The sequence below is a fragment of the Ruegeria sp. L11 genome, from assembly GCF_056531755.1.
This window is the reverse complement of record NZ_JBQFMI010000004.1, coordinates 81,864-97,290: the sequence shown is the minus strand read 5'-3', so window position 1 is coordinate 97,290 and position 15,427 is coordinate 81,864. Positions and strand designations below refer to the sequence as shown.

The following is a 15,427-nucleotide window of genomic DNA, read 5'->3' as shown; positions in this document are numbered from 1 at the left end:
CGCGGACGATGCCTCAGCTTTGCGGACCGGTAAATCAGTGATTTGTGTTGGACCTGTTCACGGAAGGTGATTGATCGACCCGACAGTCCACGCCCCGCCGTTGACAGCGATATCCGTCACCGAAAGGTTGTCGATCCGATGCGCAAAGGTCTGCTGCCCGTCCAGACCAAGGGCGCGCTGCACTTGTGTCAGGATCACGCCGAAATGCGCGACGATCACCAGATCGCGGCCCGTATGCGCGGACATAAGCGCGTCGATCGCGGAATCGACCCGGTCGCGGACCTCATTCCAGCTTTCACCTTGCGGTGGGCGGACATCACCGGGGTTGTCCCAATAGGCAAAAGCCAGCTCGGGGTCTTCGGCTTCAATATCGGCAAACCCGCGAAGCTCCCACTGACCGAAATGGATTTCCCGCAGGTCCGGGTGATGTGGCAGACGGTGACGCTGGCCCTGAATGGCCGAAGCAGTGTCAATTGCGCGCGACAGGTCGGACGAAATCACAAGTGCATCGAATGGCAAATGGTCGTGCAGGCGCTTCAGCGCCGCTGTATCGCTTAGATCAGCAGGCAGATCGGACCAGCCAACCATCGTCTTTGCATGCGTGGGCCCGTGGCGAACAAGATGCAGTCGTGTCACGGTAGCTGCCCTTTCAGGACCAACGGCAACCCGGCGGTCACTTGCACCACCAGATCAGCCTGCGCCGCAAGTGCGATGTTCAGCCGGCCCTGCGCTTCGCGAAAGCGGCGGGCAAGCGCGTTATCCGGAACAATACCGTGCCCGACTTCGTTCGACACGATCACAATCTGCGCGGGGCATGCACGCAGGGCCTTTAGCAGGTCAGTTTGGACTGCGCCCAGATCGGTTTCGGCCAGCAAGTGATTGCTGAGCCACATGGTGGCGCAATCGACCAGACACACCTGATCCGAGGACAGGCTGGACAGCACCGGCCTCAGGTCAAGGGGCTCTTCAATCGTGGTCCAACCGCCGCCCCGCTGTACCAAATGGCGATCAACCTTCTGCCGCATCTCGTCATCAAACACTTGTGATGTCGCTAGGTAAACTCGATTTTTCCCTGTGGAAACAACGAGGTTCTCGGCAAATGCCGACTTGCCCGAAGCAGCTCCGCCCAGAATTAAGGTTAAATCTGACGCCACAGTACTTACCTAAAGATGATCCAATTGGTGCTGTTTTGCGTATCGGTCATAGGTCGGCATGGCAAGCCCGGCCAACGCCTGCAAATCAGGGGAGAGGTTTATGGCACTGGACAACGCGACAGATTTTTCGATGTCCCGGCAAGCGATGAAGGCCGAGTTGCTGGATGCGGAAACGGAACTGAAGCTGGCCTATGCCTGGCGTGACCAGCGTGACGAACAGGCACTGCACCGCCTGATCACAGCGTATATGCGGCTGGCAATTTCGATGGCGGCCAAGTTCAAACGCTATGGCGCGCCGATGAATGACCTTATCCAGGAGGCCGGTCTGGGATTGATGAAGGCCGCAGACAAGTTCGACCCTGATCGTGGGGTGCGGTTTTCGACTTATGCGGTGTGGTGGATCAAGGCGAGCATTCAGGATTATGTGATGCGGAACTGGTCCATGGTGCGAACGGGGTCCACCTCGGCGCAGAAATCGCTGTTTTTCAACATGCGTCGGGTTCAGGCCCGCCTTGAACGCGAGGCCGCAACCGAAGGTCTTGAACTGGATCGCCACCAGCTGCATCAGATGATCGCCACAGAGATTGGCGTTCCTCTGCGCGATGTGGAACTGATGGAAGGTCGGCTGTCAGGGTCGGATTTTTCCCTGAACGCGGTGCAATCCGCCGACGAAGACGGGCGTGAATGGATCGATGCGCTGGAAGATGAACGCGAACAGGCCGCCGAAGCAGTTGAACACACCCACGACACCGAACAGTTGCGCCAGTGGTTGCTGATCGCGATGAACGCACTGAATGACCGCGAGCGGTTCATTGTGCGCGAACGCAAACTGCGCGAGCCTGCGCGGACACTGGAAAGTCTCGGCGTCGAGTTGGGACTGTCCAAGGAGCGGGTGCGACAGCTTGAGGCCGCAGCGTTCGCAAAAATGCGCAAGAACCTTGAAGCCCAGTCGAACGAGGTGCAACACTTCATCGCATGAAACAGCTTGCGATTCTTGCGTGTGTTCTGGGCCTTACGGTTGCAGCAGCGCGACCCGGACTGGCGGAAGATCTTATTTCCGATGATGCGGCTCTCGCGATGCGGGATGCAGATGTGGTAATTCTGGGTGAGGTTCACGACAATCCCCGCCACCACCTCATTCAAGCCGAAGCGATAAAGGAAATCTCACCCTCGGGCGTTGTCTGGGAGATGGTCACCGAAGAAGGCGCGCAACGGCTGGCGCAAAAAGCCGCCTCCAACCCGGAAGAGTTGAGCCGTATTCTGCAATGGGCAGAAAGTGGTTGGCCACCGCTCAGGCTGTATTATCCGGTGTTCAAGGCCTCAGGCGCGCCGGTTTACGGGGCCATGGTGCCGCGTGCTGCCGCCCGGGCCGCGATGGAACGCGGAGCCGCCACGGCGCTGGGTGCAGACGCGGCGCGCTATGGTTTGACTGTACCGCTGACGCCCGAGGAGCAGGAGGCGCGTGAGGCGGATCAAATGGCCGCGCATTGCGATGCTCTCCCACCCGAAATGTTACCCCAGATGGTCGCGATCCAGCGTTTGCGCGATGCGGTTCTTGCGCGCGCGGTGATACGCGCGATGGAAGAAACCGGCGGCCCGGTTGCCGTGATCACTGGGAACGGACATGCGCGCAAAGACCGAGGTATCCCGACATTTCTTGAACGCCTTCAACCCGGATGGAAGGTGGTCTCGGTCGGACAGTCCGAGGACGACATCATCGACGGTGACTTTGATATCGTAATCGACAGCCCCACAGTCGAGCGTGAAGATCCCTGTGCGCCGTTTCAGGTTCAGAATTAATCGCTGGAACAACCTGCTGGGCTTGCCTAATGTCGGGGCCGACCGGGACAGGAAGGGCTGAACATGCTGTCATCCAAACGCATTCTGCTGATCATCGGCGGCGGCATCGCGGCCTACAAATCGCTGGACCTGATCCGCAGGCTGCGTGAACGTGGCGCGGCCGTAACGCCTGTGCTGACGCGTGCGGCAGAGGAATTTGTAACACCTCTGTCCGTGTCTGCCCTTGCCTCAGAAAAGGTCTATGGTGACCTGTTCGATCTGACCGCCGAGGCCGAGATGGGCCATATCCAGCTGTCACGCTCTGCCGATCTGATCGTCGTGGCCCCCGCAACAGCGGACCTGATGGGCAAGATGGCGGGGGGGTTGGCAAATGATCTGGCATCGACCCTTCTGATGGCAACGGACACGCCCGTTCTGTGTGCACCCGCGATGAATGTACGCATGTGGGAACACCCGGCGACGCGACGCAACCTGAAGCAGCTTCAAGCGGATGGCGTGTGCTTTGTTGGCCCAAACGAAGGTGATATGGCCTGCGGTGAATATGGCCCTGGGCGCATGTCGGAACCGCTGGAAATCGTCGCGGCGGTTGAGGCGCAATTTGCGGCAGGACCTTTGGTGGGTAAGCGCGTGCTGGTAACTTCGGGTCCGACGCATGAGCCGATTGATCCGGTCCGGTATATCGCGAACCGCTCTTCCGGGGCGCAGGGCTCGGCCGTGGCACAGGCACTTGCGGAATTAGGGGCCGAGGTGATCTTTGTCACGGGCCCCGCGGAGGTACCGCCACCGTCGGGTGTGCAGGTCGTGCCGGTCGAGACCGCGCAACAGATGTCGGACGCGGTTGATGCGGCGCTGCCCGTCGATGCGGGCGTGTTTGCGGCGGCGGTGGCAGATTGGCGCGTGGCCAGTGCGTCAGACAAGAAGCTGAAGAAAAGCCGAGACGGTTTGCCGGTTCTGGAGTTTGCCGAGAACCCCGACATTCTCAAACGTGTCTCGCGGATGGAAAATGGGCGCCCACCTTTGGTTGTCGGCTTTGCGGCCGAGACCGATGACGTGATCGAACATGCTACCGCCAAGCGGCTGCGCAAAGGCTGTGACTGGATTGTTGCCAACGATGTCAGCCCTGCCACCGGGATCATGGGCGGGTCCGAGAATGCGGTTATCCTGATTTCGGACAGCGGAGCCGAGGAATGGCCGCGTATGGGCAAGGCCGAGGTTGCGCGGCGGTTGGCAAGCAGGATCGCGGACGCGTTGGCGGGCTGAAGGAAAGGCAAAACCATGGTTGCAATTCGAGTGATCCGCGAAGACGGGGCAGACCCCGCCGTGGCGCTTCCGTCCTACGAAACTGTGGGTGCTGCTGGCGCGGACGTGCGTGCCAACTTGCCCGAGGGGGTTTCGATTATGCTGGAGCCCGGACAGCGGGCGCTTGTGCCGACCGGTCTGCGCATTGAAATCCCGCAGGGATACGAGGTTCAGGTCCGTCCCCGCTCGGGCCTTGCACTGAAACATGGGATCACGCTGCCCAATACGCCGGGCACTATTGACAGTGACTATCGCGGACCTTTGGGGGTGATCGTGATGAATGCCGGTCAGGAACCGTTCGAGATTGCTCATGGCGATCGTATCGCGCAGCTGGTAGTTGCCCCTGTTGTGCAGGCGGCATTCGAACTGGCTGAGGCATTGGGTGAAACAGATCGCGGGGCTGGTGGTTTCGGCTCGACCGGGCGCGGCTGATGCTGCTGGTTCTTGTTCTGGCAGCTGGGCTATGGGGCGTCGGCTATATCGCGGGCGCGTCAAAAACCGCGCGTGTGGTGTCGGTGAGTGTGTTGTTGGTCGGGGTGATCCTGTCTCATCTGATCTTTCCGGATGGGCATCCCCTGCGCGAAGCAACCGGTGGGTCCGCGGCACTGTGGCTGATCCTTGCAGGTTTCGCGGCCATCGTTTTGCTATATGGCCGTGTGCTGAAGGCCCTGCGCAACCGTGCAGTACAAGCCTCCAAGCCGGAATCTACCCTGCCCTCTGACCGTTTCACTGAAACCGAGCTGAACCGGTATGCCCGCCACATCGTGCTGCGCGAATTGGGCGGGCCGGGTCAGAAAAAGTTGAAACAGGCCCGTGTTCTGGTGATCGGCGCGGGAGGTTTAGGCGCCCCGGCGCTGCAATATCTGGCGGCCGCAGGTGTGGGTACAATCGGGGTCATTGACGACGACATAGTCGAGAATGCGAACCTGCAGCGGCAGGTGATCCACCGCGATGCAGATATCGATATGCCCAAGGTCTTTTCCGCCCAGCAAGCTATGGAGGCGCAGAACCCGAATGTGGAGGTTCTGCCCTTTCATCGCAGATTAAGCGATGAAATCGCAGCAGATCTTTTTGCCGACTTCGATCTGATCCTTGACGGTACGGATAATTTTGAGACCCGGTACCTGGCAAACCGAACCGCCGCCGCGTTGGGCAAGCCACTGATTTCGGGGGCCTTGTCGCAGTGGGAAGGGCAGCTCAGCGTGTTTGACCCAGCCAATGGCAGCCCGTGCTATCAGTGTATCTTTCCCGAAGCCCCGGCCCCCGGTCTGGCCCCGTCCTGTTCCGAGGCTGGTGTGATTGGCCCATTGCCGGGCGTCGTCGGATCGATGATGGCGGTCGAGGCGATCAAGGTGATAACGGGCGCTGGCATGGCGCTGCGGGGCGAGATGCTGATCTACGACGCCCTGTACGGTGAAAGTCGCAAGATCACTCTGACCCGCCGTGCCGATTGCCCCATTTGTGGTGCCGCAAGCAATTAACCTTTCTTAATGTGGGCTGGGGGTTCTGGAACACCCGGCCATGGCGAACTAGCTATAGGATCAAAGGAGATCCGCATGACCAACCCGATCCTGTCCAACTGGACCACCCCATTCGAAATAGCCCCTTTCGCCGATATTTCTGATGAAGATTTTGCCCCGGCTTTGGATCAGGCGATGACTGCGCATAACGCGCAGATCGACGCGATTGCAGCAAATGCAGAGGCCCCTACTTTCGCGAACACGGTGGAAGCCCTTGAGGCTGCGGGCGAGCAGCTGGACAAGGTTCTGTCGGTCTTCTTCACCGTTGCAGGCGCAGACAGCAACCCCAAGCGGGAAGAGTTGCAGCGCGCGTTTTCCCCCAAGTTGTCGGCCCATTTCTCGGGAATTTCCTCGAACAAGGCGCTGTTTGAACGCGTTGCCGACCTTTGGGCGCGGCGCGAAAACCTGAACCTGACCGAGGAACAGGTACGCGTTCTGATGCTGACCCATCGAGGATTTGTTCGTGCAGGCGCGGCGTTGGACGGGGACGAAGACGCTCGTATGCAAGAAATCAAGTCGCGCCTAGCCTCATTGGGGACATCCTTTACCCAGAACCTGCTGGCGGATGAGCGGGATTGGTTCATGGATCTGACCGAACAAGATCTGCAGGGCCTGCCGGATTTCGTTGTGAATGCGGCACGGGCTGCTGGTGCGGAAAAGGGCGCCTTGGGGCCGGTTGTTACCCTGTCCCGGTCGCTGATCGTGCCGTTTCTTCAGTTTTCACCTCGTCGGGACCTGCGCGAAAAAGCATATCGCGCCTGGGCTGCCCGCGGGGCGAATGGTGGCGAGACAGACAATCGCGACATCGCGGCTGAGATTCTGGGCTTGCGTGAGGAACGCGCCAAGCTGTTGGGCTATGACAACTTCGCCGATTACAAGCTGGAAACTGAAATGGCGCGCACGCCGGACCGGGTACGTGAGTTATTGATGCAGGTGTGGGAACCTGCCAAGGCCCGCGCCGATGCGGACGCGGAAATCCTGACCCAGATGATGCAGGAAGACGGTGTCAACGGCCCGCTGGAAGCATGGGACTGGCGCTATTACGCTGAAAAGCGGCGCAAGGCGGAACATGATCTGGATGAGGCGGAACTGAAACCCTACCTGCAACTGGACCGGATGATCGAGGCATCGTTTGCTTGTGCAAACCGCCTGTTCGGGCTGGAATTCAAGCCTTTGAACGTGCCGCTTTATCACCCGGATTGCCGCGCGTGGGAAGTTACGCGCAACGGTCGGCATGTCGCCGTGTTCATCGGTGACTACTTTGCACGGGGGTCAAAGCGATCAGGTGCCTGGTGCAGCGCGATGCGGGCACAGGCCAGATTCCCGAAAGAACAGGCACCGATTGTCATCAATGTCTGCAACTTCGCCAAGGGTGATCCGGCGCTGCTGTCTTATGACGATGCACGCACCCTGTTCCACGAGTTTGGCCACGCCTTGCACCAGATGCTGTCCAACGTGACCTATGAAAGCATCTCGGGGACTTCGGTTGCGCGCGATTTTGTCGAACTGCCCAGCCAGCTTTATGAACACTGGTTGGAAGTGCCCGAAGTTCTGGCCGAGTTTGCCACCCATGCCGAAACGGGCGAGCCGATGCCGCAAGAGATGCTTGAAAAAGTGCTGAATGCCGCCAATTTCGACCAGGGGTTCCAGACGGTGGAATATGTCGCCTCGGCCCTTGTTGATCTGGCCTTCCACGATGGCGACGCCCCGGCAGACCCGATGGCAAAACAGGCCGAGGTTCTAGCCGGGTTGGGGATGCCGCAAGCCATTGGAATGCGCCATGCCACGCCCCACTTTGCGCATGTTTTCGCAGGCGATGGCTATAGCTCGGGCTACTACAGCTATATGTGGTCCGAGGTGATGGATGCTGACGCCTTTGCGGCCTTCGAAGAAGCAGGTGGTGCCTTTGATCCTGAACGGGCCAAAGCGCTGGAAGACAATATCTTGTCCACCGGCGGTTCGCGCGAGGCAGAGGATTTGTATCTGGCGTTCCGGGGGCGATTGCCGGGCGTGGATGCCCTGTTGAAAGGCCGCGGTCTGATTGCGGCGTGACGTCAGTAGCCCAGCGTGCGGTCGACCAGGTGCACAAAGGGCTCACCGGATTCCCCGCGCCGGATGTTTTCGCAAATGACCTGTGCGGCCGTGACTGGGCGGGTTTCGGACGCAATATGCGGGGTCACGGTGACATTCGGATGCGCCCAATAGGCGTGATCGGCGGGCAAGGGCTCGACACGGAACACATCCAGCGTTGCATGGCCAACCTGGCCCGAGTTCAGGGCATCCAATAGCGCGTCATCGTCAATCAGCGGTCCGCGTCCCGGGTTGATGATCCGCGCACCTTTGGGCAGCAGGGCCAGCGTTTCCGCATTCAGAGCATTTTCAGTGGTAGGCGTGTCAGGCAATAACAAGACTACGATTTCGGCATGAGAAAGCGCCTGGCGCAGCCCTTCGGCACCATGCAGGCAGGTTACGCCGGGGATGTTCTTGGCTGTACGGCTCCAGCCTAAGACCCGAAACTCAAGCGCGGTCAGCGCGCGGGCCACGGCTTCGCCCAATGCTCCAAGCCCCAGAATACAAACGTTGCGCTCTTGCGCCAGCGGTGGGACGTCTGGGGTCCAGACACCGTCCTGTACCGTGATGTGCCGGTCCATCCCCAGGTGGTAGCGCAGCACGTGGCCAACCACCCACTCGATCATGCCCTGCGTCAGACCGTGATCCACCATCCGCGCCAATGGAACGGTCAGTGTTTCGTTACCCACGATTTTTTCGACACCGGCCCAAAGGCTCAGCACCGCTTTCAGGCGCGTGAAAGGTCTGAAATCCTGTACCCCTCCGTTTGGGGCGTAAACAACGTAATCGACCTGATCCGGTTCGAACTCGGTTCCTAGCTGGACGTCCAGACCCGCCTCATCAAGATATTGTGTCAGCAGCGGCTGATACACCGGCCAAAGGGCAGGCCGCGCGGAAAACAGGATGTTCACAGACATCAGAGCCCTTTCAGATCAACGGGGGCGGTGAATATGGGCGCTTTGGACGATGCCAAAGGCTGCCATCAGAACCAGCATGGCCGAGCCACCATAGCTGACCATTGGCAGTGGTACACCCACGACAGGGGCCATACCCATTACCATCGACATGTTGACGGCGAAAAACAGGAAGAAGTTCAACGCGATACCCAGCGTGACCAGAGATGAAAACCGGTCCTTGGTTGCCAGGGCCGTGACCATGCAGAAAACCAGAATCAAGGCATAAAGGGTCAACAGGGTCGTTCCCCCGACAAACCCGAACTCTTCGGCCAACGTCGTGAAAATGAAATCGGTATGCTTCTCGGGCAGGAAGTTCAGGCGGGACTGCGTGCCTTGCATGAAACCACGCCCGTTCCATCCCCCGGACCCCAAGGCAATCTTGGACTGGGTAATGTGGTATCCGGCCCCCAATGGGTCGGTGGACGGGTCCAGAAAGGTGTCGATGCGCCGAAACTGATAGTCCTTCAATAATTGCCAGTCGGTCCCACGGCTGTTGAACACAGCGGCGATCAGGCCCACGACAGCAGCAATAACGGCGGCAAAATAGGCCCAGTGAACCCCTGCCAGAAACATCAACCCACCTCCTGCGGCCAGAAGCAGGATGGATGTGCCAAGATCGGGCTGTTTCAGAACCAGCAAGGTAGGCAGGATGATCAGGACAACCGGGATAAGAACCCAAAGCGGACGAGACGTTTTGTGCGAGGGAAGCCAGTCGTAATAAGATGCAAGCAACATGACCAGCGTGACTTTCATGACCTCTGAGGGTTGCAGGCGCATAAACCCAAGGTCGATCCAGCGCTGCGCACCCATGCCGATGGTGCCGAACAGTTCAACAAATACCAGCAAAGCCACCGAGCCGAGATAGGCCAGCACCGACATGTTGCGCCAGAACCAGATCGGAACCAGTGCGATGATGAACATCACTGTCAGGCCAAGCCCGAAACGTTCCATTTGCGGCTCGGCCCAGGGCGTCCACGAACCGCCCGCAACAGAATACAGCATCAGAAAGCCCGCGCTGGCGGTGCTGATCAGCAGCAACGTCAGCGGCCAGTTCATATACAGGAACTTGCGAAACCCCGACGGCGTGGATTTGACGGCATATTCAAGATAGCTCATGCACGGTCCTTTCCATCCGGTCGCGCCTTGGGGCGCTTGTCACCCTCCAGCCGTTTTTGCTGTTCCTTGATGCGTTCGCGGTCGGCGACGGGGTAGGCTTCAAGCGGCGGTGTGCCGTCATAAAGAGCTTGCAGCATGATGTCGCGTGCAACCGGGGCTGCGGCTGTGGACCCGCCGCCGCCATGCTCAACAACCACGGCCACGGCGTATTTTGGGTTGTCATACGGTGCAAAGCAAACGAACAGCGCGTGGTCGCGACGCTCCCACGGCAAGTCCTCGTTTCGGATCACGCCTGCGGCCCGTTCTGCTTTGGTGATGTTTCGAACCTGGCTGGTTCCGGTTTTCCCTGCCATCCGGAACTCATCCGCGATGATGCGGCTTCGATATGCCGTTCCCCGCCTGTCATTCGAGACCGAGAACATGGCCTTGCGGACCTGTTCCAGATTGTAAGAATTAAGGCCCAGTGGTTCTCCGGCGCCCGAGGGTTGTTCAACACCGTCGATCGAGCGTACCAGGCGCGGCGTGACTGCGCGACCGGTGGCGATGCGGGCTGCCATTACAGCCAGTTGCAACGGCGAAGCCAGCATGAAGCCCTGACCGATGGACGCGTTGGCCGTATCGCCCACAAGCCACTCCTGACCGTGCGTGCGCCGCTTCCATTCCTGATTGGGAGCCAGCCCATCTGCCACCGCCGACATCGGGATGTCATGCTTGACCCCCAGTCCCAATGTGCGGGCCATGTCAGAGATCTTGTCGATGCCAACCCGCAGAGCCACGTCATAGTAATAGACATCGCAGCTGCGTTTCAGCGAAAGGTTTAGGTCGACCGTCCCGTGCCCGCCACGCTTCCAGCAATGGAAACGACGGCTGCCGACCTTCAGGTGTCCGGGGCAGTACACGGTATTGCCGGGGGAAACTACGCCAGCTTCCAACGCGGCCAGCGCGGTGACCATCTTAAAGGTCGATCCCGGAGGATATGTGCCTTGCACGGATTTATTCGCCAGCGGTCGGTACTTGTCCTCTGTCAGTGCCCGGTAATCTGCGACCGAAATGCCACGAACAAAAAGGTTCGGATCGAAACTGGGTGCAGAGGCGACCGCACGCAAGTCACCGGTTTCGCAGTCTATGACAACTGCGGCCGCACTTTCACCCGCCAGTCGCGCCTGTGCATATTGTTGCAGATCAGCGTCGATGGACAGTTGCAGGTCTGCGCCGGGTTGTCCTTCCTGCCGGTCAAGCTCGCGCATGACGCGGCCCGTCGCGTTGACCTCGACCCGCTTTGCACCGGCCTTGCCGCGCAGTTCGATTTCCTGCTTGGCCTCAAGGCCAACCTTTCCAATCTGGAACCTTGGAATGCGCAATACCGGCTCAGGGTCTTCTATCTTGCTGAGGTCATAGTCGCTGACCGGGCCGACATAGCCCACGATATGTGCGAAATCCTCGTATCGTGGGTATTGCCGTGTCAGGCCGACCTCGGGCGTTACGCCCGGCAGCGCCGGAGCATTGACCGCAACCTTCGAGATATCCTCCCATGTGACCTGATCCGCCAGCGTCACCGGCAGAAACGGCGCCGAGCGGCGCATTTCAGTCCTGGCGCGCTCGATCTCATCTTCGTTCAGAGGGATCAGTTCCGACAGTTTGGCGATGACTTTTTCCACGTCATCGGCGTCTTCACGAACGATGACGATGCGATAGGAAGGTGAGTTCTGGCCGATGATCTGGCCGTTCCGGTCATAGATACGCCCACGGGTCGGCGGGATAAGCCGGATGTTGATACGATTTTCTTCGGCCAACAGGCGGTATTCGTCGGCCTGTTCGACCTGCATGAACCGCATTCGTGCGGCCAAACCGCCTATGAACACCGCCTGTAGGCCACCCAGCAACAGCGCTCTGCGTGGCAGGCGCTTATAGGCAAGGCCCTGGGACTTGGGTTTACGCTGTTTCATGCCCGGCTTCCCACAGCGCTGACATCAGCAGCGGATATGCGGCGAACCCCCAACGCGCTTTGGCTAAGCATCACGACCAACGGGTAGACAGCGACCGTCAGCACAAGCTGAATCACGACCGGCCCCAATGCGGCCTGTTGCACGGACATCACCGATAGTACGACCCTGTTCATCAAAATGACCGCCGTGATCACAATGCCGACAGACATCCATTCTCCGGCAAATCCCGCATCCCTCATACCCAACGCCGCTGACCGCAAATAGGCCGACCCGACTACGGTCAGCGCGGCCAAAAGGCCCGGTGGACGTTGCAGTAGAAAGTCGGCCATCAGCATGACAAGCGCAACCAATACAGTCGGGACGTAATCGGGCCGCCGCAGCACCCAGGCAAAAGTCAGGGCAATCAGGACGTCGGGAAAAGGCCAGCGATCGGGTTGAGCGTCCAACGGCAACAGATGCAGAAACAGTACAGCAAATGCCAGCAAGGCATAAAGGCTGCGCATGGCCCAGATTTGCGAGGCCGGTCTATCCATCGCTGACCTCATCCGGGGTCAGCGCCGCCTCTGGGCGGGTGGGCCCGACTATACTGCCCGGATCCTGAATGGGCGGAGCCGAGTGAAACCGCAGAACCCTGAGAAATTCGAGCCTTTCGAAATCTGCCGACAGGCGGACCCGCAGGCGCCCCCCGGGATCTGCCGCGATTTGACCGATCAACAGGCCCGCAGGAAACACGCCACCATCACCCGAAGTGATCACACGGTCCCCGGGGCGAACCAGCTCGCGGTTTTCAAGAAACTCCACCGCGGGCGCGGGGTTGTTGTCGCCTTTGATCAGCGCGGTCTGGCCAGAAGGTTGAATGGTTGCGGGAATCGCGCTGGTGGCATCCGTCACAAGGATCACGCGTGCCGTGTCAGGGCCAACACCTGATATCCTGCCGACCAGGCCAATGCCGTCCATCGTGGCCCATCCATCCACGATCCCGTCACGCTCTCCGACATTCAGCAGAACGGATTGCCGGAATGGCGACCCGCTGTCGGCCATGACAACGCCGGTGATATAAGTCAGACGCGGGTCAAGGCGGACATTGTTCAAATCCAGCAGTCGCGCGTTTTCCTGTTCAAGCTGCAAAGCAGCCTCTTTCCAGGCGCGCATCAGGCGCAGTTCGCTACGCAGTTCCCGGTTCTGCTCGCTCAGGCGCTGATAGCTTTGGAAGTCACGCACCAGATTGACGGCGGCAGTCACGGGGACCATGGCCCATTCCATCGACGGTACAACCGTATCCACGATCCGCGCGCGGAACCGTTCAACGCGCGGGCTGTCGATGCGCCACAGAAGGAAGATACCAAGCAGGCACAGCACAACAATCCCCAGCAACAAACGTCGCAGGGGGGTCGTGTACTCATCGCGCTGTGATCGGTCTTTTGCCACAGGTTACCTTCCCGTGCTGCTCGCGCCGATATAACCCTATCTTCCGAGGGTGCGCGCCTTAGCTTTCGTAGTCAATCGCGTGGCGCAGCTGTTTTTCATATTCCAGTGCTTTGCCGGTGCCCAAAGCCACACAATTCAGGCTTTCGTCCGCAATGGATACCGCCAGGCCGGTCTGTTCGCGTAGGGCCAGGTCCAGATCGCCAAGCAGCGCGCCGCCGCCGGTCAGCATCACACCACGGTCGACAATGTCCGCAGCCAAATCGGGGGGCGTTGTCTCAAGCGCGGTCATAACCGCCTCGCAGATCTGTTGCACGGGCTCTGACAGCGCTTCGGCCACCTGGGCCTGGCTGATCTCGATTTCCTTGGGCACGCCGTTCAACAGATCACGCCCCCGGATATGCATCGACTGACCGCGCCCGTCGTCGGGCATGCGGGCGGTACCAATGGTTGTCTTGATGCGTTCAGCCGTGGATTCACCTACCAGCAGGTTCTGCTGGCGACGCAGGTAGGAAATGATGGCCTCGTCCATCCGGTCACCACCAACGCGGACCGAACGGGCATAGACAATGTCTCCCAACGACAGAACAGCAACCTCGGTAGTGCCCCCGCCAATATCAACAACCATGTTGCCGGTCGGGTCGGTGATCGGCATGCCGGCCCCGATTGCGGCCGCAATCGGTTCGGCAATCAGGCCCGCGCGACGGGCACCTGCTGACAGGACCGACTGCCGAATTGCACGTTTTTCGACCGGGGTTGCGCCATGAGGAACGCAGACAATGATCTTGGGTTTCGAGAAGGTCGAGCGTTTGTGCACCTTGCGGATGAAGTGCTTGATCATTTCTTCGGCAGTATCAAAATCCGCGATCACACCTTCGCGCATGGGGCGGATGGCTTCGATCGAACCGGGCGTCCGACCCAGCATCAGCTTGGCATCTTCGCCAACTGCCAGAACTTTCTTCACACCGTCCTTGACGTGGTAGGCCACAACCGAAGGTTCAGACAGGATGACACCGCGCCCCTTGACGTAAACCAGCGTGTTTGCTGTTCCAAGGTCGATAGCCATGTCCGCTGTGAACAGGCCGCCCAGATTGCCAAAGATCCCCATGTTTTCCCTGATCCTGTAATGTCGGTTTTCTACTGCCCGCGACTCGACGGTTCCGGGACGGATGACTTATAGGGTGCCATCACGCCCGGTAAAAGGGCTGATTCCGCGACAATCAGCACCTTTCCGCCTTATTGAATGGGACTTTAGAAGGCAAAATGCTCTCTTATCAACACATTTACCACGCCGGGAATCTGGCGGATGTCCAAAAGCACGCTTTACTGGCGTGGGTGCTGGATTATCTGACACGCAAGGACAAGCCGCTCAGCTATATCGAAACGCATTCCGGGCGTGGGTTGTATCGGTTGGATGCAGACGAATCCATTCGGACAGGAGAGGCAGAGGCAGGGATCGGTCGCGCACAGCGGGAAGGGTGGTTCGGGCCCGACCACCCGATGGCGCAGGTCCTGAAGCAGGTAGAGGCCCGGTACGGCGACATGGCCTATCCAGGATCGCCGATGATTGCTGCGACTATGTTGCGGGAACAGGACAGTTTGCACCTCGCGGAACTGCACCCACAGGAATTTGCGGCCCTGTCGTTGGCGATGTCGCCGTTTGGGGCGAAAGTCTATCAGCAGGATGGGTTCGATCTGGCGCAGTCCTTGCTGCCTCCAGCTCCGCGCCGGGGCATGATGCTGATTGACCCCAGTTACGAGGTGAAAGCCGATTATGACCGCTTGCCCGGCATTATCGCCAAGCTGCACCGCAAGTGGAATGTGGGCGTGATTGCCCTTTGGTACCCGATCCTGACGGACAATCGACATGCTGGGATGACTGCGGCTCTCAAATCGCGAAACTACCCCAAAGCAATTTGCCACGAAGTGACATTCCCGCCTGCGCGTGAGGGGCACCGGATGATTGGGTCAGGTATGTTTGTTGTGAACGCGCCGTTCTGTATCGGCGACGAAATGAACCGCCTTTCCAAGCTTTTCGCGCAGCTTTAGCAGCAGACGAGACGCTGGTCGGGATAAAGCACCCAATCCATCACCGTGGGTCGTGTTGGATTTTCCGGGCAACCAAACTTGCGGTTGCCCGG

The 15,427-nt window shown here is 59.4% G+C and carries 15 protein-coding genes; 7 read left to right on the top strand and 8 right to left on the bottom strand.

Translation table 11 applies throughout. From position 1 onward, the window contains the following. Positions 1-57: 57 nt before the first annotated feature. Together ACR0CE_RS10340 and cobU are read right to left on the bottom strand one after the other, a co-directional pair. The gene (locus tag ACR0CE_RS10340; RefSeq protein ID WP_480506763.1) at positions 58-636 is read right to left on the bottom strand and encodes a histidine phosphatase family protein; all 579 of its coding nucleotides are present in this window, start codon (positions 634-636) and stop codon (positions 58-60) included. Continuing rightward, a complete protein-coding gene (gene cobU / locus ACR0CE_RS10335) occupies positions 633-1,154 on the bottom strand; it encodes a bifunctional adenosylcobinamide kinase/adenosylcobinamide-phosphate guanylyltransferase (RefSeq protein WP_480558853.1) in 522 nt (173 codons plus the stop codon). The genes ACR0CE_RS10340 and cobU overlap by 4 nt, the downstream gene beginning before the upstream one ends. A 100-nt stretch (positions 1,155-1,254) precedes the next feature. On the opposite strand from cobU, the gene ACR0CE_RS10330 reads away from it, so the two are divergent. The 6 genes from ACR0CE_RS10330 to ACR0CE_RS10305 all read left to right on the top strand — a co-directional run bounded on the left by ACR0CE_RS10330 (position 1,255) and on the right by ACR0CE_RS10305 (position 7,825). Beyond that, complete coding sequence (locus tag ACR0CE_RS10330; RefSeq protein ID WP_480486695.1) at positions 1,255-2,133, top strand: RNA polymerase factor sigma-32; 879 nt, start codon at positions 1,255-1,257, stop codon at positions 2,131-2,133. Next, entirely contained in the window at positions 2,130-2,954 is an 825-nt protein-coding gene (locus ACR0CE_RS10325) for a ChaN family lipoprotein (protein ID WP_480832258.1), read from the top strand. Before ACR0CE_RS10330 ends, ACR0CE_RS10325 begins: the two co-directional genes overlap by 4 nt. 63 nt (positions 2,955-3,017) lie before the next feature. After that, complete coding sequence (gene coaBC / locus ACR0CE_RS10320; RefSeq protein WP_480832256.1) at positions 3,018-4,214, top strand: bifunctional phosphopantothenoylcysteine decarboxylase/phosphopantothenate--cysteine ligase CoaBC; 1,197 nt, start codon at positions 3,018-3,020, stop codon at positions 4,212-4,214. Positions 4,215-4,229: 15 nt separating this feature from the next. Next, on the top strand, positions 4,230-4,685 hold the full coding sequence (gene dut / locus ACR0CE_RS10315) for a dUTP diphosphatase (protein WP_480558858.1): 456 nt from the start codon (positions 4,230-4,232) through the stop codon (positions 4,683-4,685). Continuing rightward, positions 4,685-5,734, top strand: coding sequence for a HesA/MoeB/ThiF family protein (locus tag ACR0CE_RS10310; protein WP_480832254.1), 1,050 nt, complete (start codon positions 4,685-4,687; stop codon positions 5,732-5,734). Before dut ends, ACR0CE_RS10310 begins: the two co-directional genes overlap by 1 nt. Before the next feature lie 75 nt (positions 5,735-5,809). Beyond that, the gene (locus ACR0CE_RS10305) at positions 5,810-7,825 is read left to right on the top strand and encodes a M3 family metallopeptidase (RefSeq protein WP_480832252.1); all 2,016 of its coding nucleotides are present in this window, start codon (positions 5,810-5,812) and stop codon (positions 7,823-7,825) included. A gap of 2 nt (positions 7,826-7,827) precedes the next feature. Here the strand turns inward: ACR0CE_RS10305 and ACR0CE_RS10300 are convergent, their stop codons facing one another. The 6 genes from ACR0CE_RS10300 to ACR0CE_RS10275 are packed head-to-tail and all read right to left on the bottom strand — an operon-like array spanning position 7,828 to position 14,394. Beyond that, positions 7,828-8,760, bottom strand: coding sequence for a 2-hydroxyacid dehydrogenase (locus tag ACR0CE_RS10300; protein WP_480832250.1), 933 nt, complete (start codon positions 8,758-8,760; stop codon positions 7,828-7,830). Between the two features lie 15 nt (positions 8,761-8,775). Further along, positions 8,776-9,915: a rod shape-determining protein RodA gene (rodA, locus tag ACR0CE_RS10295; RefSeq protein WP_480832248.1), complete on the bottom strand. Its 1,140-nt coding sequence runs from the start codon at positions 9,913-9,915 to the stop codon at positions 8,776-8,778. After that, on the bottom strand, positions 9,912-11,861 hold the full coding sequence (mrdA, locus tag ACR0CE_RS10290; RefSeq protein WP_480486706.1) for a penicillin-binding protein 2: 1,950 nt from the start codon (positions 11,859-11,861) through the stop codon (positions 9,912-9,914). The genes rodA and mrdA overlap by 4 nt, the downstream gene beginning before the upstream one ends. Further along, on the bottom strand, positions 11,858-12,394 hold the full coding sequence (locus tag ACR0CE_RS10285) for a rod shape-determining protein MreD (protein ID WP_480832246.1): 537 nt from the start codon (positions 12,392-12,394) through the stop codon (positions 11,858-11,860). The genes mrdA and ACR0CE_RS10285 overlap by 4 nt, the downstream gene beginning before the upstream one ends. Further along, positions 12,387-13,289: a rod shape-determining protein MreC gene (gene mreC, locus ACR0CE_RS10280; protein WP_209506411.1), complete on the bottom strand. Its 903-nt coding sequence runs from the start codon at positions 13,287-13,289 to the stop codon at positions 12,387-12,389. Before mreC ends, ACR0CE_RS10285 begins: the two co-directional genes overlap by 8 nt. A 58-nt stretch (positions 13,290-13,347) precedes the next feature. Next, on the bottom strand, positions 13,348-14,394 hold the full coding sequence (locus ACR0CE_RS10275; RefSeq protein ID WP_039523195.1) for a rod shape-determining protein: 1,047 nt from the start codon (positions 14,392-14,394) through the stop codon (positions 13,348-13,350). Between the two features lie 155 nt (positions 14,395-14,549). Between ACR0CE_RS10275 and ACR0CE_RS10270 the strand changes: the two genes are divergently transcribed. Beyond that, on the top strand, positions 14,550-15,335 hold the full coding sequence (locus ACR0CE_RS10270) for a 23S rRNA (adenine(2030)-N(6))-methyltransferase RlmJ (protein WP_480486707.1): 786 nt from the start codon (positions 14,550-14,552) through the stop codon (positions 15,333-15,335). Positions 15,336-15,427: the final 92 nt, after the last annotated feature.

Coding starts and splice junctions, on each gene's coding strand:
- ACR0CE_RS10300 (WP_480832250.1), bottom strand. CDS start 8,760: ATGTCTGTGAACATCCTGTTTTCCGCGCGGCCTGCCCTTTGGCCGGTG.
- mrdA (WP_480486706.1), bottom strand. CDS start 11,861: ATGAAACAGCGTAAACCCAAGTCCCAGGGCCTTGCCTATAAGCGCCTG.
- dut (WP_480558858.1), top strand. CDS start 4,230: ATGGTTGCAATTCGAGTGATCCGCGAAGACGGGGCAGACCCCGCCGTG.
- ACR0CE_RS10270 (WP_480486707.1), top strand. CDS start 14,550: ATGCTCTCTTATCAACACATTTACCACGCCGGGAATCTGGCGGATGTC.
- ACR0CE_RS10275 (WP_039523195.1), bottom strand. CDS start 14,394: ATGGGGATCTTTGGCAATCTGGGCGGCCTGTTCACAGCGGACATGGCT.
- ACR0CE_RS10310 (WP_480832254.1), top strand. CDS start 4,685: ATGCTGCTGGTTCTTGTTCTGGCAGCTGGGCTATGGGGCGTCGGCTAT.
- ACR0CE_RS10325 (WP_480832258.1), top strand. CDS start 2,130: ATGAAACAGCTTGCGATTCTTGCGTGTGTTCTGGGCCTTACGGTTGCA.
- rodA (WP_480832248.1), bottom strand. CDS start 9,915: ATGAGCTATCTTGAATATGCCGTCAAATCCACGCCGTCGGGGTTTCGC.
- coaBC (WP_480832256.1), top strand. CDS start 3,018: ATGCTGTCATCCAAACGCATTCTGCTGATCATCGGCGGCGGCATCGCG.
- ACR0CE_RS10285 (WP_480832246.1), bottom strand. CDS start 12,394: ATGGATAGACCGGCCTCGCAAATCTGGGCCATGCGCAGCCTTTATGCC.
- ACR0CE_RS10305 (WP_480832252.1), top strand. CDS start 5,810: ATGACCAACCCGATCCTGTCCAACTGGACCACCCCATTCGAAATAGCC.
- ACR0CE_RS10330 (WP_480486695.1), top strand. CDS start 1,255: ATGGCACTGGACAACGCGACAGATTTTTCGATGTCCCGGCAAGCGATG.